The 21,176-nt window shown below is 73.5% G+C and carries 20 protein-coding genes; 1 reads left to right on the top strand and 19 read right to left on the bottom strand.

Features of this window, described 5'->3' with window-relative positions:
- Window positions 1–57: 57 nt before the first annotated feature.
- The 16 genes from ACFIF2_RS13290 to ACFIF2_RS13215 all read right to left on the bottom strand — a co-directional run bounded on the left by ACFIF2_RS13290 (window position 58) and on the right by ACFIF2_RS13215 (window position 15,591).
- Window positions 58–744 (bottom strand): response regulator, encoded by a 687-nt coding sequence (locus ACFIF2_RS13290; protein WP_395572809.1) that lies wholly within the window; start codon window positions 742–744, stop codon window positions 58–60.
- Entirely contained in the window at window positions 741–2,189 is a 1,449-nt protein-coding gene (locus ACFIF2_RS13285; RefSeq protein WP_395572808.1) for a histidine kinase, read from the bottom strand. The genes ACFIF2_RS13290 and ACFIF2_RS13285 overlap by 4 nt, the downstream gene beginning before the upstream one ends.
- On the bottom strand, window positions 2,182–3,408 hold the full coding sequence (locus ACFIF2_RS13280) for an acyltransferase (protein ID WP_395572964.1): 1,227 nt from the start codon (window positions 3,406–3,408) through the stop codon (window positions 2,182–2,184). The genes ACFIF2_RS13285 and ACFIF2_RS13280 overlap by 8 nt, the downstream gene beginning before the upstream one ends.
- Before the next feature lie 134 nt (window positions 3,409–3,542).
- Window positions 3,543–4,529, bottom strand: a complete 987-nt coding sequence (locus tag ACFIF2_RS13275; protein ID WP_395572807.1) for an alpha/beta hydrolase — start codon at window positions 4,527–4,529, stop codon at window positions 3,543–3,545.
- Between the two features lie 202 nt (window positions 4,530–4,731).
- Complete coding sequence (locus tag ACFIF2_RS13270; RefSeq protein ID WP_395572806.1) at window positions 4,732–5,667, bottom strand: alpha/beta hydrolase; 936 nt, start codon at window positions 5,665–5,667, stop codon at window positions 4,732–4,734.
- A gap of 170 nt (window positions 5,668–5,837) precedes the next feature.
- The gene (locus ACFIF2_RS13265) at window positions 5,838–6,167 is read right to left on the bottom strand and encodes a hypothetical protein (protein WP_395572963.1); all 330 of its coding nucleotides are present in this window, start codon (window positions 6,165–6,167) and stop codon (window positions 5,838–5,840) included.
- A gap of 44 nt (window positions 6,168–6,211) precedes the next feature.
- Window positions 6,212–7,483, bottom strand: a complete 1,272-nt coding sequence (kynU, locus tag ACFIF2_RS13260; protein WP_395572805.1) for a kynureninase — start codon at window positions 7,481–7,483, stop codon at window positions 6,212–6,214.
- Entirely contained in the window at window positions 7,476–8,291 is an 816-nt protein-coding gene (locus ACFIF2_RS13255) for a tryptophan 2,3-dioxygenase family protein (RefSeq protein ID WP_395572804.1), read from the bottom strand. The genes kynU and ACFIF2_RS13255 overlap by 8 nt, the downstream gene beginning before the upstream one ends.
- Window positions 8,292–8,447: 156 nt before the next feature.
- Window positions 8,448–8,861: a DUF3151 domain-containing protein gene (locus ACFIF2_RS13250; RefSeq protein WP_395572803.1), complete on the bottom strand. Its 414-nt coding sequence runs from the start codon at window positions 8,859–8,861 to the stop codon at window positions 8,448–8,450.
- A gap of 87 nt (window positions 8,862–8,948) precedes the next feature.
- Window positions 8,949–9,980, bottom strand: a complete 1,032-nt coding sequence (gene fbaA / locus ACFIF2_RS13245) for a class II fructose-bisphosphate aldolase (protein ID WP_395572802.1) — start codon at window positions 9,978–9,980, stop codon at window positions 8,949–8,951.
- A 158-nt stretch (window positions 9,981–10,138) separates the two neighbouring features.
- Entirely contained in the window at window positions 10,139–10,687 is a 549-nt protein-coding gene (gene pyrE, locus ACFIF2_RS13240; RefSeq protein ID WP_395572801.1) for an orotate phosphoribosyltransferase, read from the bottom strand.
- A 9-nt stretch (window positions 10,688–10,696) separates the two neighbouring features.
- Window positions 10,697–11,494: an aldose 1-epimerase gene (locus ACFIF2_RS13235; RefSeq protein WP_395572800.1), complete on the bottom strand. Its 798-nt coding sequence runs from the start codon at window positions 11,492–11,494 to the stop codon at window positions 10,697–10,699.
- 40 nt (window positions 11,495–11,534) lie between these two features.
- Complete coding sequence (locus ACFIF2_RS13230) at window positions 11,535–12,407, bottom strand: SRPBCC domain-containing protein (protein ID WP_395572799.1); 873 nt, start codon at window positions 12,405–12,407, stop codon at window positions 11,535–11,537.
- Between the two features lie 124 nt (window positions 12,408–12,531).
- Window positions 12,532–14,250, bottom strand: a complete 1,719-nt coding sequence (locus tag ACFIF2_RS13225; protein ID WP_395572798.1) for a polyamine aminopropyltransferase — start codon at window positions 14,248–14,250, stop codon at window positions 12,532–12,534.
- A 118-nt stretch (window positions 14,251–14,368) separates the two neighbouring features.
- Window positions 14,369–14,908, bottom strand: coding sequence for a DUF2617 family protein (locus ACFIF2_RS13220; RefSeq protein WP_395572797.1), 540 nt, complete (start codon window positions 14,906–14,908; stop codon window positions 14,369–14,371).
- 395 nt (window positions 14,909–15,303) lie between these two features.
- Entirely contained in the window at window positions 15,304–15,591 is a 288-nt protein-coding gene (locus tag ACFIF2_RS13215) for a hypothetical protein (protein WP_395572796.1), read from the bottom strand.
- A gap of 185 nt (window positions 15,592–15,776) precedes the next feature.
- Between ACFIF2_RS13215 and ACFIF2_RS13210 the strand changes: the two genes are divergently transcribed.
- Window positions 15,777–16,979, top strand: a complete 1,203-nt coding sequence (locus ACFIF2_RS13210) for a pyridoxal phosphate-dependent aminotransferase (RefSeq protein WP_395572795.1) — start codon at window positions 15,777–15,779, stop codon at window positions 16,977–16,979.
- Window positions 16,980–17,039: 60 nt separating this feature from the next.
- Here the strand turns inward: ACFIF2_RS13210 and ACFIF2_RS13205 are convergent, their stop codons facing one another.
- The 3 genes from ACFIF2_RS13205 to ACFIF2_RS13195 all read right to left on the bottom strand — a co-directional run bounded on the left by ACFIF2_RS13205 (window position 17,040) and on the right by ACFIF2_RS13195 (window position 21,067).
- Window positions 17,040–17,573 carry a YbjN domain-containing protein gene (locus ACFIF2_RS13205; protein WP_395572794.1) on the bottom strand — a complete coding sequence of 178 codons (534 nt, stop codon included), beginning with the start codon at window positions 17,571–17,573 and terminating at the stop codon, window positions 17,040–17,042.
- A gap of 248 nt (window positions 17,574–17,821) precedes the next feature.
- Complete coding sequence (gene clpB / locus ACFIF2_RS13200; protein WP_395572793.1) at window positions 17,822–20,419, bottom strand: ATP-dependent chaperone ClpB; 2,598 nt, start codon at window positions 20,417–20,419, stop codon at window positions 17,822–17,824.
- Between the two features lie 312 nt (window positions 20,420–20,731).
- A complete protein-coding gene (locus ACFIF2_RS13195) occupies window positions 20,732–21,067 on the bottom strand; it encodes a hypothetical protein (protein ID WP_395572792.1) in 336 nt (111 codons plus the stop codon).
- Window positions 21,068–21,176: the final 109 nt, after the last annotated feature.

Below are 21,176 nucleotides of genomic sequence, written 5' to 3'. Positions count from 1 at the left end.
TATCCGTCTCAGGTACTACGGCGGCTACGGGCGCCCGCGTCGGGCCCAGGGGGTGTGTCAGTACCCGGACGGCCGCACCAGACCCGACTCGTACGCGAACACCGCCGCCTGCGTCCGGTCCCGCAGCCCGAGCTTCACCAGGATGCGGCCCACATGCGTCTTGACCGTCTGCTCGGCGACCACCAAGCGCCGGGCGATCTCCGCGTTCGACAGGCCCTGGGCGATCAGGGCGAGCACCTCGGTCTCCCGCTCGGTGAGGTCACCGACGCGTTCCTTCAGCGGGGCACGGGGCCGGTCGTCCAGCCGGGCGAACTCGGTGATCAGCCGCCGGGTGATGCCGGGTGCCAGCAGGGCGTCGCCGGCCGCCACCACCCGGACCGCCTCGGCGAGCTGATCGGCCGAGGCGTCCTTCAGCAGGAACCCGGACGCGCCGGCCCGCAGCGCCTCGTACACGTACTCGTCGAGGTCGAAGGTGGTCAGCACCAGCACCCTGATCCGCGGGCTCGACCCGGTGATGCGACGGGTCGCCTCGATGCCGCCCAGCTCGGGCATGCGGATGTCCATGAGGACGACGTCCGGAGCGAGGTCGGCGACCGAGGCCACGGCGTCCAGGCCGTCCACCGCCTGCCCGACCACCTCGATGTCGGGCTGGGTGTTGAGCAGCACGGTGAAGCCCTGCCGGACCATCTGCTGGTCGTCGGCGATCAGCACGCGGATCACGCGGCCGTCGCTGCTGGTCGTCATGGGGTGTCGTCCTCGGAGAAGGGGCCAGGGAAGGCGTCGGGGAGGGGATCGGGCAAGGCGTCGGCGTCGGGGTGGGGGTTGGGCAAGGCGTCGGCGTCGGGGTGGGGGTCGGGGAAGGCGTCGGGTTCCGTGGCGTCGACCGGCAGGAACGCCGCCACCTGATAACCGCCGTCCGGCAGTGCGTGCGCCCTCAGGCTGCCGTCGAGCATCGCCACCCGCTCCCGCATGCCGAGCAGTCCGTGCCCCGCTCCCTGGGAGGGTGCCGGGGCCCGCTCGGGGCGGGTGTTGAACACGTCCACGCGCAGCCCGGTCGACAGGTAGGTGAGGTGGACCCGGGCGGTCGCGCCGGGCGCGTGCCGTAGGACGTTGCTGAGGGCCTCCTGCACGATCCGGTACGCCGACAGCTCCACGCCGGGCGGCAGGGCTCTGGGCCTGCCGCTGATCTCGGTGGTGACGGTCAGCCCGGCGGCCCGGGTGTTCTCCACCAGCGAGCCGAGCCGGTCGAGGGTGGGCTGCGGAGCGTGCGGGGCGGTGTCGTCCCCGTCGGTCCGCCCCGGTGCGTCAGGGTGCTCCGAGCGCAGCACGCCCAGCACCCGGCGCAGCTCGGTGAGGGCCTCCAGCGCGTTCTCCCGGATGCCCGTGAGGTTCTCCTTCAGCTCCTCCGACGGGTTCTCGACGAGGTGGGGGGCGACCTGGGCCTGGATGGAGATCACGGACATGTGGTGGGCGACCACGTCGTGCAGCTCGCGCGCGATGCGGCTGCGCTCCTCCAGCAAGGTGCGGCGGGCTCTCTCCTCGGCGGTCAGCGACGTCTGCCGCGCGAGCTGGGTACGGGCCTCGCGGCGTCCGCGCAGGGCGGTGCCCAGGAGCACGACGACCGCGAACAGGACGACGGCGAGCTGGCCGGTCGCCTGGTAGTGCGACGCGCCCACCAGGCCCTGCACGACGTAGGTGACGAGCGCGGTCAGGGCCAGCGCCTCCACGGACACCCGGCTGCGGACCCGCAGGGCCAGCAGCAGCAGGACGAACAGGTGCGCGACGATCCCGGCGGCCGTCCAGGGCCAGGTGAACCTGTCGTCGCCCGCGGTCATCCCGACCCGCACGGCGAACGCGCCCACCAGCATGGCCGCCAGCGACAGCCACCACGCCGCGACCGGCCGCCACAGCGCGCCCACCATCGCGCCGGCCTGGGCCAGGGCGATCAGGAAGGCGAACCCTGGGTCGACGCGGCCGTTGTCGCCGAGCTGGGCCGCGTCACCGAGCAGTACGCCCAGCGCGGCCAGACAGACCACCCCGTGCGGGAACCAGCGCAGCCACACCGACGGTGGCAGCGGATCCGTCCGCCAGGTCCACAGGTCGTCGCGCAGCACCCGGGCCGCCCGCTCGACCCGCCCCCCGGCCGACGGCCGACTCCCCCTACGCATCACACGGTCCACCCTAGACATGGCGGGCACCCGCCGCCCCGGCCCCCTGCTTCGGGCGATGCGTCCGCACGATCCGGGAACGCCGACGTCCGCCGCGATGCTCGCAGGAACGGAAGGCGCCCCAGCAGACGGTCAGCACGAGCGCGAACACCGGCAGCCAGACGAGCCGGGCCGCTGCCCAGCCCAGTCCGTCGGGGAGCGTGTGCAGGCCGGGCAGGCGCCCCGCGAGGAGACCGGTGGCCGTCGTCGCCATCAACGCGGTCTGGTGCCACAGGAAGACGGTCATCGCGGAGAGGTTGACCAGCGCGACCGCCGCCCACGCCGCCGGCCGTCGCATCGCGCGGCGCAGCCGCTCGCGCAGCAGCAGGGCGAGGCCACACTGCGCGAGTCCGAAGGTGACGGCGGCCAGGGTCGGCGGGTTGAGGTTCGACACCTCGGCGCCGGGGACACCGACCATGGCGGCCGGGTAACCCGCCCAGACCACGAGCGCGGCGGTCGCCGCCGTCCCGCCGACGAGGAGGAGCAGACCCGCGCGACGTCGGTCCAGTTCACCGCGTGTCCAGGCGGCGCCGAGGGTGTAGGGGACCATCCAGCCGGCGGCGAGGTTGAGCCAACCGAGCCAGGCCGGGGCGCCGAAACCGAAGCGCAGCAGGTCCACGTGGAGGACGACGACCAGCGGCCACAGCGGATGCAGCCGGGCCAGGAGCGGGGTCGCCGCGGTCAGCGCGGCGAAGACCAGGAGGAACCACAGCGGGGAAAGGGCCAGTTTCACCAAGGTGTGGACGGTCCCGGCCTCGGCTCCCGTCAGGAGCAGCATTGCCACCGTCACCGTCCACAGGACGAGGACGGCCGCGACCGGGCGGAACAGCCGGGAGAGCCGGGCCGACAGCCAGGGGCGGTACGACATGCCCCGGGCGCGGGCCGACTCGTAGCCCCGGGTGGCGACATGGCCGCCGACCAGGAAGAAGACGGCGAGGGTCTGGAAGGCCCAGGACACCGGGGCCAGCCACGGCATGTCCTGCAGGGGGCTCGCCGCGCGCAGCCCCGTGCCGTCGGCGACCAGAGCCGTCACCAGCCAGTGGCCGAGGACGACGCCGAGGATGGCGAAGGCGCGCAGCGCGTCGACGGCCCGGTCCCGCGAGACGGGGGTGGCGGCGTCGATCCGGGTGGCGGTACGGCGCAGGGCGTCGCGGACGCGGACGCGGACGAGTAGCCGCCCGCGCGGGGCGTCGTGCGGCAGGCGCGGCCCGGACGCGGTCACGGTCGCGGTTGCGGACACGGCCGCGGACGGGGACGCGCCGGACGGAGTCGGAGGGGATTCGGAAGCGGTTGCGGAGAAGGGAGTGGCTGCGGAGAAGGGAGTGGCCAGGTCGGTCATCGGGTCACCTCCGTGGTCTCGCCCAGGACGATCCGGGCCAGGTTGGTCAGGGAGACGGAGCCGGGGTCGAAGTAGTCGCTGTGGCCGCCGTCGCCGGCCGTGAAGACCCGGGCGCCGAAGTCCGGGGCGACGGGATCGGTGCCGAAGCCGACCGTGGTGCCGAAGAGGCCCGCGCTGAGGTGGGGGACGTGCGCCACCCAGTCGTCGGCGCCCCGCGCGGCCCAGACGCGGACGTCCGTGCGCAGGCCCGCGACGGAATCGGCACCGGTGCCGGGGCTGCCGACGAGGACGATGTCGGCGACGTCCAGCCCGCCGGCGGCGCGGGCGCAGACGACCGAGCCGTAGGAGTGGCAGAGCAGGGCGACGCGGGCGTCCGGGCCCGTGATGCCGCGCAGGGTGTCGGCCAGGGCGCGCAGCTTCGGGGCGGCGCGGTCGGCGCGACCGGTCGTGGCGACCGTGGTGCTGACGGTGCCCGGTGTCTCGTAGCCCAGCCAGGCCACGACCGCCGTGCGCGTGTCCTCGGGTGCCTGGGCGGCGAGCCGCCGGTGCAGGGCGAGGGCGGCGGCGCGGAACCGGCCGTACGTGTCGAGGCTCGTGTCGGAGCCCGGGACCAGGACGGCGACGCGGTCGGCGTGGGGCAGGTCGCCGAAGACCTCCGTGGCGAGGCCGGAGCCCCGGCCGTCGAAGGCGAGCAGCCGCCGGGACGGGTCGGCCAGCGAGCGGTCCGCCGCCGCGCGGTCACGGTCGCCGTGCGTGGCGGCCATCCGGGACGCCTCGGCGGCGTTGGCCCGGTTGGCCGCGTAGGTGTCGGCCAGCGTGGCGGCGGTCGGGGCCGCGAGCGCGGGAGGCGGCGGAGCGGGGACCTCGGGCCGCGCGGCGCCGGAGAGGGGTCCGACCACGGCGCCACAGATGAGCGCGGCGAGGGCGGTACGACGCCATCTGTTCACGCGTCGCCGCCACCATGCCGTCGTCCCGGGCCTCATGGCCGCTCCCCTCCAGCTCGCCCGCCCATCGGGCCCGCATGAAAGGGAAGTTACGAATCGCGACGGGTAACCCGCGTCACGCCCGGGGACTCACCTGCGAGGTAGCTCTCAGGTATTACGGGTATGGCCGGGGTGTCCGCCCCCCCCACGACGGCGCCCGGCAGCCCTCGCCAGGTAAGCCGCCCCACCAGGCCACTCGTCCTCACCAGGCCAGCTGTGCGATCTCCTCCGCCACCACCGCGCACGCGTCCGCCGCCGGGTCGATGAGCGGGTAGTGGCCGACGCCCTCCAGCAGCGTCACGCCCACCACCTCGCCGGCCTTCGCCGCCGCATCGGCGTACGCCTCGGCGACCGCCTGCGGAACGTCGACGTCGGCACGGCCCTGGACGAGGGTCGTCGCGATGCCGGTGGGCAGCAGCAGGGACGGGTCGGCATAGGGGCGGCGCTCGGCGAACAGCGCTCCTTCGCCCATGAGCTGACGCACCGCGCCCCCGCACACGTCCAGGTCCACGGCGACCCCGAAGTCCGCGATCGGCGCCAGGGCGACCACACCCCGCAGGGGGACCGGGCGGTCGACGCGCCACGGGGCGTCGGCGGGCAGCAGGTGCCGGGCCGCCGCCCACAGGGCGAGATGACCGCCCGCGGAGTGGCCGGCGAGCACCACGCGGCGCGCGTCGGCCTGCGGGAGGTGCCGCCGTACCAGCGCGGGCAGCGCGTCCAGCGCGGCGGCCACGTCGTCGAAGGTGTCGGGCCAGCGCCCGGCGAGCGGACGCCCCTCACCAGCACCCCGGCCACCGCCCTCACCGGCGCCACCGTCGCCCTCCGCACCGCGCCGGTACTCCACACTGGCCACCGCGAACCCCCGACGGGCCAGGAAGCCGGCGAACGGACTGACGTGCCGGCGGTCGTACGGAGCCCGCCACGAGCCTCCGTGCAGGACCACCACGACGGGAGCGGCACCCCCCGGGCCTCCGGGGCCGCGCGGAACGTAGAAGTCGATCACCTGGTCGGGATGGTCGCCGTACGAGGCGGTGCTGTCGGGCTCGACGGCCGGGTGCGAGAAGGCCGATTTCTCCTCCGCCGCCTCCGCGGCGGCCCTCGCGGCAGCGTTGCCCGGTTCTACGGCGGCGTCCGGCATGCTCAACCTCTCAGCGGCGAAACGGTGTTGGCGGACCAGGGGTGGGGAATCGGCCGTTGGCGGGACCGTATCAGGCCGATGACGTGCGCGAACACGGGGATGTCACGCAGGGTGAGGGGCGAACGGTCCAGCGGGCGGTCCGGCCGGCCGGGAGGCGGGACCGCCCCGGCCTATCCCGTGAACTCGGGCCGCTCGTACGGCGTCCACCAGGAGGTCAGACCCCACACGCCGACGCCGAGCGCGGCCACGGCCACCAGCGCCGCGGCCCACGGCCGGCCCAGCAGACGCAGACCCAGTGCCCACGCGGCGGCCGGAACGAGCGCACCACCGAGCGCGACGAGCGGCAGGTCGACGTACAGCACACTCAGGTCGCGGTGCTGCTGCTCGAAGCCGCCGGTCACCCTGACGCGGGCGTGCGGCGCCCAGGCGAGCAGCGCGGCCGGGCCGCCGACCAGGCCGGCGGCCAGGCTTCCGGCGCAGCCACGGGCCGGGCGATCCACGTCATCCACACCCGTGTTCACGCGCCGGAGCCCACCACGGTTCCTCAGCCACCCTCTCCCGGCGTCCCGTCCAGAGCCCCACTCGGCGTCCCACCCGGCGTCCCGCCCGGCATCTCGTCCAGCGTCTCCGCCAGCACCCGCGCCGCCCGCTCCACGTCCGCGAAGCCGACGTACAGCGGGGTGAAGCCGAAGCGCAGGATGTCCGGCGCGCGGAAGTCCCCGACCACCCCCCGCTCGATCAGCCGTTTCATGACGTCCCCGGCGTCCGCGCAGCGCAGCGCGACCTGGCTGCCCCGCTCGGCGTGCGCCGCCGGGGTCACGGACACCACCCGGCCGTCCGGGACGTACGCCCCGACGCAGCGCAGGAAGAAGTCCGTCAACGCCAGGGACTTGGCCCGCACCGCTTCCACCGACACCCCGTCCCACACCTCCAGGGCCGCCTCCAGGGCGAGCAGCGAGAGGATGTCCGGCGTGCCGACGCGGCCGCGCACCGCGCCGGACGCGGGCGTGTAGGCGGGCCGCATGCCGAAGGGCTCGGCGTGCGAGTTCCACCCCGGCAGCGGGGAGTCGAAGCGGTCCTGGAGGTCACGGCGCACGTACAGGTACGCGGGCGAGCCGGGGCCGCCGTTGAGGTACTTGTAGGTGCAGCCGACCGCCAGGTCCACGCCGTGCTCGTCGAGCCCGACCGGCAGCGCGCCCGCGCTGTGGCACAGGTCCCAGACGGCGTACGCCCCCGCCGCGTGCACGGCGGCCGTGAGCGCGGGCAGGTCGTGCAGCCGGCCGGTGCGGTAGTCGACGTGGTTGAGGAGCACGGCCGCCGTGCGCTCGCCCAGCGCCGACGGCACCTCGTCCGGGGCCACCGGACGCAGGACGCACCCCGTCATCCGGGCCGTCGACTCGGCGATGTAGCCGTCCGTGGGGAAGGTGGAGGCGTCGACGAGGATCTCGTCCCGCCCGGGGTCGACCGGGCCGTCCTCCCCCGCCATCCGCACCGCCGCCACGAGAGCCTTGAAGACGTTGACGCTCGTTGAGTCGCCCACCACGATCTGCCCGGCCGCCGCCCCGACCAGCGGGGCGATCCGGTCGCCGATCCGCTCGGGCGCGGTCCACCAGCCGCTCTCCTCCCAGGACCGGATGCGCAGCTCGCCCCACTGCCGGCCGACGACGTCCGCCACCCGAGCGGGGACGTGCGCCGGCAGGGCGCCCAGCGAATTGCCGTCCAGGTAGGTCACGTCGTCGAGGACGAACCGGTCGCGCAGCGCGGCCAGCCCGTCGGCGGCGTCCAGCCTCTCCGCCTCGCTCATCAGCTCAGACATACGACCGCGCCGTCCACAGCTCGGGGAACACGTTGCCGCGGGCCCGCTTCTCCAGCCAGGCCACCCCGGCGGAGCCGCCCGTGCCGGTCTTGGAGCCCATCGCGCGGCGGGTGGCGACCAGGTGGTCGTTGCGCCAGCGCCACACCAGCTCGGCTACGTCGGTGAGGGCCTCGCCGAGGCGGGCCAGCTCGCCGTTCTGGTCGCCGGCGTACACGGCCGTCCAGGCGGCCTCCACCTCGGGCGCCGGCTCGTACTTGCGGGTGAGGTCGCGCTGGAGCACGGCGTCCGGGATGTCGTACCCGCGCCGGGCCAGCAGCCGGACCACCTCGTCATACAGGCTCGGCTCGTGCAGCGCCTTCTCCAGTTCCGCGTGGACGCGCGGGGAGCCGCGGTGCGGGACGAGCATGGACGCGGACTTGTCGCCGAGCAGGAACTCCATGCGGCGGTACATCGCCGACTGGAAACCGGAGCCCTCACCGAGGGCGCTCCGGTACGAGTTGAACTGGGCGGGGGTGAGCCCCGCGAGCGGCGTCCAGGAGGCGTTCAGCGCCTCCAGCTCCCGCACCGAACGCTTCAGCGCGTCCCTCGCCACGTCGGTCCGGTCCTCGCGCAGGGCGCGGGCCGCGGTCTCCCACTCGTGGACGATGACCGTGAACCACAGCTCCATGACCTGGGTGGTGACCAGGAAGACCATCTCTCCGGGGTCGTCGGAGAGGGTGTGCTGGAGATGGGTGAGCACGTCCGCCTTGACGTAGTCCTCGTACGGCGTGCTGCCCTCGAAGTCGAGGTTCGGGGCGTCGTGGGACATTTCTGTCTCCTGATGGCACTCCGGGTAGCGGTCCGCCCTGCCGTTACCGGCACGGGGCCCCGGTCCCCACCGGCATCCTCCGCAATCGTGCCAGGAAACCGCAAGGCCCGCCCGTCGCGGGCCCTGCGGAACGCTCCCGGGCGCCGAAGGCCCTGCTCAGCCCAGCACGTCCGCGGCGGCAGGCGAGGAGTCCTTCAGGAACTGGCTGCAGCGCTCGTACTCCTCCTTCTCGCCGATCGCCTGGGCGGCGCGGGCGAGGGCGTGCAGGGCGCGCAGGAAGCCGCGGTTCGGCTCGTGCTCCCAGGGCACCGGGCCGTGGCCCTTCCAGCCGCTGCGGCGCAGGGCGTCCAGGCCGCGGTGGTAGCCGGTACGGGCGTACGCGTACGACTCCACGACGCTGCCCCGCTCGAACGCCTCGTCGGCCAGCTGGGCCCAGGCCAGCGAGGACGTCGGGTACTTCGCGGCGACGTCGGCGGGCGAGGTGCCGCCGGCCAGCAGCTCGCGCGGGCCGGGGTCGTCGGGGAGGTGGGTCGGGGGCGGTCCCCCGAGGAGGTTCTCGTGAATGGCCATGGGGACCAGTATCCCCGGACACGCGGACGCCCGGCCGTACCAGGGGGGTACGACCGGGCGTCCGGCAGTTGCGTCGCGAGGGCGCCGTTACTTGATCTTCTGGCCCGCCGAGCGCAGGTGGCCGCAGGCCTCGACGACCCGGGCGGCCATGCCGGCCTCGGCCAGCTTGCCCCAGGTGCGCGGGTCGTAGGTCTTCTTGTTGCCGACCTCGCCGTCGACCTTCAGGACGCCGTCGTAGTTGCTGAACATGTGGTCGGCGACCGGACGCGTGAAGGCGTACTGGGTGTCGGTGTCGATGTTCATCTTGACCACGCCGTTCTCCAGCGCGGTCGCGATCTCCTCCGCGGAGGAACCGGAACCGCCGTGGAAGACGAAGTCGAACGGCTTGCTGCCGGCCGGCTGCCCGTACTTCGCGGCGATGCCCTCGTTCAGCTCCTTGAGCAGCTCGGGGCGGAGCACGACGTTGCCCGGCTTGTACACGCCGTGCACGTTGCCGAAGGACGCGGCGAGCAGGTAGCGGCCCTTCTCGCCCAGGCCCAGGGCCTCGACGGTGCGGATCGCGTCGTCGACCGTCGTGTAGAGGGAGTCGTTGATCTCGTGGGAGACGCCGTCCTCCTCGCCGCCGGTCGGGGTGATCTCGACCTCGAGGATGATCTTCGCGGCGCGGGCGCGCTCCAGCAGCTCGGTGGCGATGGAGAGGTTGTCGGCCAGGGTCTCGGCGGAGCCGTCCCACATGTGCGACTGGAACAGCGGGTTGCGGCCGGCCTTGACGCGCTCCTCGGAGACCGCCAGCAGCGGACGGACGTACCCGTCGAGCTTGTCCTTGGGGCAGTGGTCCGTGTGCAGGGCGACGGTGACGTCGTACTTCTCGGCCACGATGTGCGCGAACTCGGCGAGGGCGACGGCGCCGGTCACCATGTCCTTGTTGTGCTGGCCGCCCAGGAACTCGGCGCCGCCGGTGGAGATCTGGACGATGCCGTCGCTCTCCGCCTCCGCGAAACCGCGCAGGGCCGCGTGCAGCGTCTGGGAGGAGGTCACGTTGATGGCCGGGTAGGCGAACTTTCCTGCCTTCGCCCGGTCCAGCATCTCGTTGTAGACCTCGGGAGTTGCGATGGGCATCTGTCCGCTCCTTGTATGTGCGGGTGGGCGTGATACGTGCTTAGGCCCTGACCTAGACCATGGGGGGCGACGTCATCGTCGGCCCCATCCTTCCAGACGAACCGGGATACTCCGAGTGGACGTCCGCCCCCCGGCCGGACCGCCCCCCGGGGCCGGCGTCAGTCCAGGCCCAGCTCGTCCTTGTCGTACGCGTACAGGTACGGCACCCCCGCGCCCTGCTCGATCTTCTCGGCGGCGCCCGTCGCCCGGTCGACGATCGTCGCGACGGCCACGACCTCGGCGCCCGCCTCGCGCACGGCCTCGACGGCGGTGAGCGGGGAGCCGCCGGTGGTGGAGGTGTCCTCGACGACCAGGACGCGGCGGCCCTTGATGTCCGGGCCCTCGACGCGGCGCTGGAGGCCGTGCGCCTTGGCGGCCTTGCGGACGACGAAGGCGTCCAGCTTCCGGCCCCGCGCGGCGGCGGCGTGCAGCATGCTCGCGGCGACGGGGTCGGCGCCCATGGTCAGGCCGCCCACCGCGTCGAACTCCAGGTCGGCCGTCAGGTCCAGCAGCACCTGACCGACCAGCGGCGCGGCCTCGCCGTCCAGGGTGATGCGGCGCAGGTCGACGTAGTAGTCGGCCTCGAGCCCCGAGGAGAGGGTCACCTTGCCGTGCACCACGGCCTTGTCCTTGATCTGCTGCAGCAGCGCCGCGCGTACGTCCGTCATGCCCCCAGCTTAGAGCCGGGTCCAGCTCCAGGTCGTCGTGGCCTCCAGCGGCTCCAGGGGCGTGACCAGGCGCGGGAGGGTGTTCAGGCCGTCGGGCGGCCCGGTCTGCGGCTCCACGCAGACGGCGGCGTCCTGCTCGTCGTACACGACGACCCACTGCTCCCGGCTGGTCACCTTCAGCTCCAGCCGGCCCGGCCAGGTGAGGGTGACGTCGACACCGTCCGGCATGCCGAAGCAGTCGTCCCAGGGGCCCGGCTTCGGGTCGATCCGGTTGCCGGTGGGCAGGTGGTCGTCGCCGCGCTCCTCCTGCCAGGCGGGGTCGAAGGAGATCGCCACACCCGGGCCGTCCGCGCCCTCCAGGGTGCGGTTGAACCAGGGATGCCAGCCCACCTGCACCGGGAAGGACGACTCGTACGTCTCCACGGACATCGTCAGCGTCAGCGCGTCCTCGGCGAGGGCGAAGACCTGGGTGACGCGGCCGGGGTAGGGCCAGGGGTCGGTGAGGTCGTACGTGAGGACGGCCTCGTCGGCGGTGACGCGGGCGGTGCGCCAGGCGGCGTCGCGGGCGGTGCCGTGGATGGCGTGCGGCGGGGAGTTCAGCGGCATCCGGTGGACGACGGCGCCGTCCCGGAAACGGCCCTCGCGCATGCGGCCGCACCAGGGGACCATCGGGAAGCAGCCGTAGCGGTCGCCCTGCCGGAGCAGTTCCGTGCCGCCGACGCGCAGTCCGCCGAGCCGGCCGCCGTTGCCCGGCAGCACCGTCGCCTCCGCGTCACCCGCGGTCAGCGTGATGGGTTCGTTACTCACGCCACGACCCTACTGGGGCGATCAAGGGCGGGTGGCGGGTTCAGTGGCGTCTGCGCAGCGCGCGGCCCACGACGATCGCCGACGCCACGACCAGCGCCGCCGCCGGGGCCGCCCAGCGCAGGGGGGCGCCGGTCCCGCCGGACTGGGGCGCGGGCACGGGTGCGTACCGGCCGCGCGGCGGGGCGTGGTCCACCTCCTCGGCGCTGCGTCCGATCATCGTGCGGCGCGCGTGCGCGGCCTCGGCGGGGGGCTCGGGGACGTCCGGCGCGGCGGGGGCTTCGAGGTGGGCGGGCTCGTCGTCGCCCGGGTGCTTGTCCTTGCCCGGGGGCGTGTCCTTGCCCTTGCCCGGGTCCGTGTCCTTGCCCGGAACCGCGTCCGTGTCCGTCTCCGCATCCGTGTCCGCGAGGGCCGACGGGGGGATCTCGGTGTCGAAGACGGACGTGTGCCGCGGCTCCGCCCGCGCCTCGGGCCGCTCCGGCTCGGACTCCCGCTCCGCCGCCGTGCCCAGGTTCTCCGCGAACCGGGTCAGCAACCGGGTCGCCGCCGACGTCACCGCGTCCGCGGGCAGCTCCGTGACCCGCCCGGACGCCGTGGCCGTTCCGTCGATCACCAGGGTGGAGCCCTCCTCGGCGTCCCGCACGCGCAGGGTGAGCGCCAGCGTGACCGTGCCGGTGCCGCGCGACTCGGTGGCGTCGCCCTCGACGGCGTACGCACCGTCCTCCCGCGCGGACAGGCGCAGAGAGCCCCGGTAGGTGATGGAGTGGCTGCCGACGCGGACCTTCAGCCGGCCCGCGACGGGCTCGGCACCCGCGTCCTGCTGGAGCCCCGGAACCGCCCGGGCGACCCGGACGGGGTCGGCCAGCACGTCCCTGAGCCGCTCGGCCGGAACCGGAACGAACACCTCATGCTCCATGTCAGCGCAGCCTACCCAGCGGACGCCCGGTGCACCCCCCGTCGGCACGAAGTCACCCGCCGCCCACGCCCTCCTTCCCGCGCTCCCGACCCCGGCGGCACCCGCCCCGTACGCCGCGGCCGGCTCAGTACCGCGGATGCACCAGGGTCGACGCCGGCAGGCCGGGGACGCGGGTGCGGGAGGCGGCGCGGGCGGCCTCGGACAGGGTGCGGGGGGTCAGGGTGCGCGGCCAGGGGGCCGACGGGTCGAGGCGCGGGGCGGGCGGCGTACGGGCGGCCAGAAGGAAGCCCCAGTCGCCGGGCGCGGAGGGTGTGGCGGCCGTGCGTTCGGGGCCGGGCTCCCGGCCGGTGTGCCGGGCGTCGACGCGGTAGGGGGCGGTGCGCAGGCCGGCCGCGCGGAGCGTCGCGTCCACCGTCCAGAAGTCCCGGGGGCGCGCGGCGACCGGGCCGGCGTGCACGGCCACCCGTCCGCCGGGGGCGAGCACGCGCCGCAGCAGGCCGTAGAACTCCTGCGAGTACAGCTTGGTACTGGCCGTCAGGCCCGGGTCCGGCAGGTCCGAGATCACCACGTCGTACGTCGCGGTGGGCGTCGCGCGCAGCCGGCGGAAGGCGTCGGCCGTGCCGACGTGCAGGCGCGGATCGCCGTAGGCGTGCTCGTTCAGCGCGGACAGGCCGGGGTCGTGCCGGGCCAGCCGGACGAGTTCGGCGTCGAGTCCGACGACGTCGACGCGGCGCACCCCCGGGTGGCGCAGCACCTCCCGCGCGGTGAGGCCGTCGCCGCCGCCGAGGATCAGCACGCGGGCGTGCGGGCCGCTCATCGCCGGGTGCACCAGGGCCTCGTGGTACCGCCGCTCGTCACCGCCGCCGACCCGCAGCCGGCCGTCCAGGAACAGGCCGAGGGGCCGGCCGTCGGCGTCACCGGTGAGGACCACCTCCTGCACGTCGGTCCGGACGGCCACGCGGACGTCCTGGCCGTACACGGCGTGCCGGGCGGCGCGTTCGAAGTCGTCGGCGAGCAGGGCGGCCGTGGTGAGGAGGGCGAGTACGACGGCGTTGGCGGCCAGCAGCAGCCGGCGGGCGCGGCGGGTCATGTCCCGCCGGAACAGGCCGAGGACCAGGGCGGCGCCGACGAGCACGTTGACGGTGCCGGTGAGCAGCGCGCCGGTGAGCTGGCCGAGGAAGGGCAGCAGGACGAAGGGGAAGGCGAGGCCGCCGACGAGCGCGCCGACGTAGTCCGCGGCGAACAGGTCGGCGACGGCACCGCCCGCGTCCTGGCGGCGGATCCGCTGGATCAGCTCCATCAGCAGCGGCACCTCGGCGCCGATCAGCATGCCGATGGCGAGCGAGAAGGCGACCAGGAGGAAGCGCGGGCCGTCCGCCCACAGGCCGCCCCAGCCGCCGGTCCAGGCGAAGACGGCGTACAGGACCATCGCGCTGGAGCCGCCGACCAGGGCGAGGACGGCCTCGACCGCGCCGAAGCCGGCCGCCGCGAACCGGCGCAGCCGCTTGGCGGCGAGCGAGCCGATGCCCATGGCGAAGACCATGACGGACAGGACGACGGACGCCTGGGTGACCGAGTCGCCGATCAGGTACGAGGCGAGGGCGACGAGTTCCAGCTCGTACACGAGCCCGCAGGCCGCGCAGACGAACACCCCCGCCAGCACCAGGAACCGCCCGACGTCCGGCCGGACCGGCAGCCGCGCCGGACCACCGGGCCCCGGCGGTCCACCGGCCCCGGAAGGACTGCCGGACCCGGAGGGGCTGCCGGAGCCGCCCGGGGAGCCGCCGGGGCCGCCCCAGGACGGCGGAGAGCCGGGCGGGGCGGGCGCGTGCGGTTCGATCACGGGGTGACGTTACGTCACTCCAGCACTGCGCTTCGTCACCCACACGTGTGAAACTGTCGCGCCGTTGGAGCCCACAGGTTTATCCCGCTCCCGCCCCTTCCCGCCCGTTCCCGCCCGCTCACACCGCGGCGGACGGGCTGAGCCGTGAGGCCGGCACCCGCACCCCCACGCGGGTCCGGGTCGCGACCAGTTGGCCGTCCTGGGGATAGGCGTGCCAGGTCCGCCAGTGCACCTGCCCCTCGTGCCGGTGGGCCAGCAGCGCGGTGAAGGCGTGCGGACTGCCGGGGAAGACACCCGCCAGTCCGTGCGGATGGTCGGCCACCAGGGCCAGCAGTTCCTGCGCGCGGCCGGCGAAGGAGCCCGGCGTCAGCACCTCCACCCGGGCGGCGAACTCGTACTCCCAGTCCCCCACCCGCTTGGCGACCCCCAGCGGCAGGGGCGTGCTGCTGCCGGGGATGCACGCCACCGTCTCCGAACAGCTGCCGTGCTCCTCCTCCAGCAGCACTTGATGTGAGGCGCCCAGGAGTCTCAACTGCATCTTCGCGCCCTCCAGTTCGAGATCGAGGCTGGCCAGCGCGGGCAGCGGCTCGCGTCCCAGGGCCCAGGCCAGGTCGGCGGCACGCGTGTCGGTGTAGGCGGTGTTCAGGGTCGTGAGCATGGATCGGCTCCGCAAGCACACAAGGAGAGGAAGGTGTGGGGTCTGCGCGTCCCGGACACTGCCGGGTATGCGGCCCGCTCAGCCCAGTCGGCCGGTCAGGAGGGGGGTCAACAGGTCGTCCGAGGAGCTGCGTTGATGATGAAGAGAGAATCACGAAGTGCGGTGACGCCACAGCGTTTTTACCCAACTTCGTGGGGTTTCCATCCCTCAGGGGGCTCCCCAGCTCAACTGTTCAACCACGGCGCACACCCCGCCCGCACGGCGTGCGCCGGTGCGTGGGAGCGCCCACCGGGTGTGTCACCCGGTGGGCGCTCGTGGGAGGCGCGGGGTCCGGTCCCAGGAGCGGACCCCGCGCGGGATGCGGTTCCCCCTGGGCGAAGCTCAGCTGCCCCGTGTCAGCTGCCTCCGCCACCGCATCCGCCGCCCCCTCCTCCCCCGCAGGACGACGACCCGCCTCCGCAGGACGAGCCGCCGCCGCAGGAGTGGCCCGAACGGCCGCCGTCCGAGGACGAACCGCTGTCCCCGGCCCACCAACTGCCGTTGCCCCCGCCGTACCCGTCGCCGGACGAGCGCGAGCCGCGGCCCCGCCGCGTCCGGCCGGCGGACGAACCGCTGCGCACGCCGGCCACCAGCGCGGCGACCAGCAGGACGACGAACACGATCGAGACGATGCCGATGATCATGGCCTCACCCCTCCTTCCGATGCCCGGGCTCGCGCCCGGGAGTTCCCCCGAAGCAACCCCCCGTGGGTGCCCCGCTGTCCGCGTCGTGACGTGAAGCTCTCGTTGCGTGAACGGGAGATGCCCTTCGCCGCCGAGCGCCAAAGCAGAGTTGAGGAACTCCAGAGCTTTTGCGCAGGATGGCCGCCATGACCTCCATGAGCTCCAGCGCCCGCCCCCTCCTCAACCGCCGGCTCGCCGAGTTCGGGACGACGATCTTCGCCGAGATGTCCGCCCTGGCCGCGCGGACCGGGGCGATCAACCTGGGGCAGGGCTTCCCCGACACCGACGGTCCCGAGGAGGTCCGGGAGGCCGCCGTACGGGCGCTGCGCGACGGGCGCGGCAACCAGTACCCGCCGGGCCCCGGCGTCCCCGAGCTACGCGCCGCCGTCGCCGACCACCAGCGGCGCCGGTACGGCCTGTCCTACGACCCGGACACCGAGGTCCTGGTCACCGCCGGCGCCACCGAGGCCATCGCCGCGTCCCTGCTGGCGCTGCTGGAGCCCGGTGACGAGGTGATCGCGCTGGAGCCGTACTACGACTCGTACGCGGCCTGTGTCGCGATGGCGGGCGGCACGCGCGTCCCCGTGACCCTGCGCCCGCACGAGGCGGACGGGCGGCCCGTCTTCCGCCTCGACCTCGACGAGCTGCGCGACGCGGTCACCGACCGCACCCGCCTGCTCCTGCTGAACACCCCGCACAACCCGACGGGCACGGTCCTGACCCGCGAGGAGCTGGCCGCGATCGCCGAGCTGGCGGTGGAGCGGGACCTGCTGGTGGTGACCGACGAGGTCTACGAGCACCTGGTCTTCGACGAGGCCGAACACATCCCGCTCGCGTCCTTCCCCGGGATGCGCGAGCGGACCGTGACCATCGGGTCGGCCGGCAAGACGTTCTCGTTCACCGGCTGGAAGGTCGGCTGGATCACCGCCGCGCCCGCCCTGGTCACGGCGGTCCGCTCGGCCAAGCAGTACCTGACGTACGTGGCCTCGGGGCCCTTCCAGTACGCCGTCGCCGAGGCCCTCGCGCTGCCCGACGGGTACTTCGCCGACTACCGGGAGGACATGCGGGCCAAGCGGGACCTGCTGGCGGCGGGCCTCCAGGAGGCGGGCTTCGGCGTGTACCGGCCCGCCGGGACGTACTTCGTCACCACCGACATCCGCCCCCTCGGCGAGAGCGACGGCTTCGCCTTCTGCCGCGCGCTGCCGGAACGGGCGGGCGTCGTCGCCGTCCCCAACGCGGTCTTCTACGACCACCGGGAGGCGGGCGCCCCCTTCGTCCGCTTCGCCTTCTGCAAGCGGACCCCGGTGCTCCAGGAGGCGGTACGGCGGCTCAAGGGACTGGCGGGCTGAGACGGCGAGAGCCCGGCCCCGCGGTCACCGCCGGGCCGGGCTCGCCTCACGCGGAGCGGGCTACTCGCCGTCCTCGTCCTCGGGCTTCTCCGACTCGTTGACCTCCTGCTCCAGGCCGAGCTGCTCCACGAGCCACCGGTCGAACTCGATGGCGGCCCGCACCCAGCTGACCGTCGAGGAGACGAAGTGCTCCAGGCTCACGCCCATGCCGATCAGCATCTGGGCCTCGCCGATCAGGCGGACCGTGCCGTCGTCGTGGGTGTGGGAGTACACCTTGGGCCACAGCGTGCGCCGGTTCCAGTCGTCGATCGACTCCAGCAGCTGCGGCTTCTCGTCGATCTGGTGGGGCCGGTCGTAGAACGTCCGCACCGAGAAGACCTGCTGGTCACCCTCGCCGCGGAACATGAAGTACGTACGGAACTGCTCCCACGGCGCCGCGAGGTCGCCCTCGTCGTCGACGACATACTTCAGCTCCATCTGTTCGAGGAGCTGCTTCACAAGATCCTGATCCGGGACGACGGGGCCCGCCGGTCCTTGGGGCTGCGGCTCGGGCTGGCCCCCGAAGTTCGGAATCGAGGACGGGTCGATGGTCACCGTGAATTTCCCTTCGTACGGATCTGGCCATCCTCCCCCATGCGGGGAGGGGCGTGGCAAGCCCGCCGGGGCCCTGTCAGCCCTGGGCTGACAGGATCCGGCCGGTCGGGTGGCCGTCCGGCGGACGGAGATCCCGGACGGTCACCACGACACCGCCTCCCGCACGCCCCGCACGAGTGTCCGCGACCGGCCGGCGCACACCTGCCCGGGCCCGCGCCGGCGCACACCTGTCCGGGCCCGCGCCGACGCTACAGCGTCTTGCCGCCCGCCGGGCCCACGATCAGGTCGTCGCCGAAGCGGTCCACGCGGACCGTGTCGCCGTCCTTGATCTCGCCGGACAGGATCTCCCGGGCGAGCCGGTCGCCGATCGCGGTCTGGACCAGGCGGCGCAGCGGCCGGGCGCCGTAGGCCGGGTCCATGCCCTCGACGGCCAGCCACTCCAGGGCCTCCTCGGTGACCTCCAGGGTGAGGCGGCGCTCGGCGAGGCGCCGGGCGAGCGCGTCGATCTGGAGCCGCGCGATGCGGCTCAGCTCGTCCTTGCTGAGTGCCGAGAAGACCACGAGGTCGTCGAGCCGGTTGAGGAACTCCGGCTTGAAGGACGCCCGGACCACCTCCAGCACCTGCTCCTTCTTCTCGGCCTCGCTGCTGACCGGGTCGACCAGGTACTGGCTGCCCAGGTTGGAGGTGAGCACCAGGATCGTGTTGCGGAAGTCGACCGTGCGGCCCTGCCCGTCGGTCAGCCGCCCGTCGTCCAGCACCTGGAGCAGGATGTCGAAGACCTCGGGGTGCGCCTTCTCCACCTCGTCCAGCAGCACGACGGTGTACGGCCGCCGCCGCACCGCCTCGGTGAGCTGGCCGCCCTCCTCGTACCCGACGTAGCCGGGCGGGGCGCCGACGAGCCGCGCGACGCTGTGCTTCTCGCTGTACTCGCTCATGTCGATGCGGACCATCGCCCGCTCGTCGTCGAAGAGGAAGTCGGCGAGCGCCTTGGCCAGCTCGGTCTTGCCGACACCGGTGGGGCCGAGGAAGAGGAACGACCCGGTCGGCCGGTCGGGGTCGGCGATCCCGGCCCTGCTCCGGCGCACGGCGTCGGACACGGCCCGCACGGCCTCGGTCTGCCCGATGAGCCGCTTGCCCAGCTCGTCCTCCATCCGCAGCAGCTTCTGCGTCTCGCCCTCCAGCAGCCGCCCGGCGGGGATGCCGGTCCAGGAGGCGACGACGTCGGCGATGTCGTCGGCGCCGACCTCCTCCTTGACCATGGTGTCCCGGGCGACCTCCTCCTCGGCCTCGGAGGCGGCCTCCAGGTCCCGCTCCAGGGCCGGGATCTCGCCGTAGAGCAGCTTGGAGGCGGTGTCGAAGTCACCGTCGCGCTGCGCCCGCTCGGCCTGGCCGCGCAGCTCGTCGAGCTTCTCCTTCAGCTCGCCGACGCGGTTGAGGGACTGCTTCTCCTTCTCCCAGCGGGCGGTGAGGCCGCGCAGCTCCTCCTCCTTGTCGGCGAGGTCGCGCCGCAGCCGCTCCAGCCGCTCCAGGGAGGCGGCGTCGGTCTCCTTGCCGATCGCCAGCTCCTCCATCTTCAGCCGGTCGACGGCACGCTGGAGTTCGTCGATCTCGACGGGCGACGAGTCGATCTCCATGCGCAGCCGGGACGCGGCCTCGTCGACGAGGTCGATGGCCTTGTCGGGCAGGAAGCGGGAGGTGATGTACCGGTCGGAGAGGGTGGCGGCGGCCACCAGCGCGCTGTCCGCGATCTGCACCTTGTGGTGCGCCTCGTACCGCCCCTTGAGCCCGCGCAGGATCGCGATGGAGTCCTCGACGGTCGGCTCGGCGACCAGCACCTGCTGGAAGCGCCGCTCCAGGGCGGGGTCCTTCTCGATCCGCTCCCGGTACTCGTCGAGGGTCGTGGCGCCCACCATGCGCAGCTCGCCGCGCGCCAGCATGGGCTTGAGCATGTTCCCGGCGTCCATGGCGGAGTCCCCGCCGGCCCCGGCCCCCACGACGGTGTGCAGCTCGTCGATGAAGGTGATGATCTGCCCGTCGGAGTCCCTGATCTCGGCGAGGACGGTCTTCAGCCGCTCCTCGAACTCGCCCCGGTACTTGGCCCCGGCGACCATCGCCCCGAGGTCCAGCGCGACCAGCCGCTTGCCCTTGAGCGACTCGGGCACGTCCCCCTTGACGATCCGCTGGGCGAGCCCTTCGACGACGGCGGTCTTGCCGACGCCGGGCTCACCGATGAGGACGGGGTTGTTCTTGGTGCGCCGGCTGAGCACCTGCACCACCCGGCGGATCTCCTGGTCCCGCCCGATGACCGGGTCGAGCCGGCCCTCCCGGGCGGACGCGGTGAGGTCGGTGCCGAACTTCTCCAGCGCCTTGTACTGACCCTCGGGGTCGGCGGTGGTCACGCGGCGCCCTCCCCTCGCCTTGCGGAAGGCGTCCTGCAGCTTCTTCGCACTGGCACCCTGCCCCTCCAGTACCTCACCGGCCGCGCCGCCCTTCGCGGCGATGCCGAGGAGCAGGTGCTCGGTGGAGAGGTACTCGTCCCCGAGCTCCTTGGCGCGGGCCTGGGCGTCGGCGACCACGGCGAGCATCTCACGGCTCGGTTGCGGCGGTGCCACCGTGGACCCGGTGACGCTGGGCAGCCCGGCGAGGATGCGCTCGGCGCCGGAGCGCACGGCCGCGAGGTCGGCCTCGACGGCGGCGAGCAGGTCGGTGATGTTCTCGTTGTCCTGTCCCTGGAGCAGAGCCAGGAGCAGGTGGGCGGGGGTGAGGTCGGCGTGCCCCTCGGTCACGGCACGGTTGCTGGCCGCGTTGATCGCGTCCCGGCTCCGGTTGGTCAGCTCGGCGTCCACGTTCTGGCTTCCCTCCTTGCGTCGGCCGTCGGCGGTCCGGCCATGTCTCCCAGTGCTGACTCATCCAACGTACACAAAGTTGAGTCTATTCCACTCAACTCAGAAACGGCACCGGTCCCCTCCGGGGGATGACGCACGAGTTCCCCCTCCGCGGGCGTTCGTGCCGCGCGAGGGGTTTTCCGGCCAGGCCGACGATCGGGAGACACCTGGAGATATCACCACAGACGACAGCGGCGTCACCGTGTTCAGGTCACGGTGACGCCGCTGCCGGGGGGAAGCACCTGAGCGATCTGTTACGACGGGGGAATCGCGTCAGGCACTGCGGGGGGTGGCCGAGATGGTCCTCACTTCGGAATCCTCCGGCCGCGCGAGCCGGTGATCCCTCCGGTCCAGGTTCACAAAGATCATTCCGTAACGGATGGCGCACCGCACGGGCTGCGGCGCCCCCCGAGGCCGCCGCAGACACCGGTACGCCCGCACGTCACCGTCCTCGTCCAGCGTGACGACGACCGGCTCGCCGAAGACGGTCACCATCAGGGAGTCACCGGGGTGGGGGATCGCGGTGACCAGGTCGATGAAGTGCCAGCCGGAGCGGTAGGCGGTGGCCATTTCTCGGCGGAAGGAGCGGTCGTCGGGAGGATTGGTCATCGCGATCAGTCCCACACACTGTCGGCCGGAACAGCCGCCGGCTCACCCTTGGGGCCCGTGAACGCCAAGAAGTGAACGCCACCCGTTTCGTGCTCGTCGCTCTTCGCAC

It is taken from the genome of Streptomyces sp. BK79, assembly GCF_044142145.1.
Lineage (GTDB): Bacteria > Actinomycetota > Actinomycetes > Streptomycetales > Streptomycetaceae > Streptomyces.
This window is presented reverse-complemented; position numbering and strand designations above follow the sequence as displayed.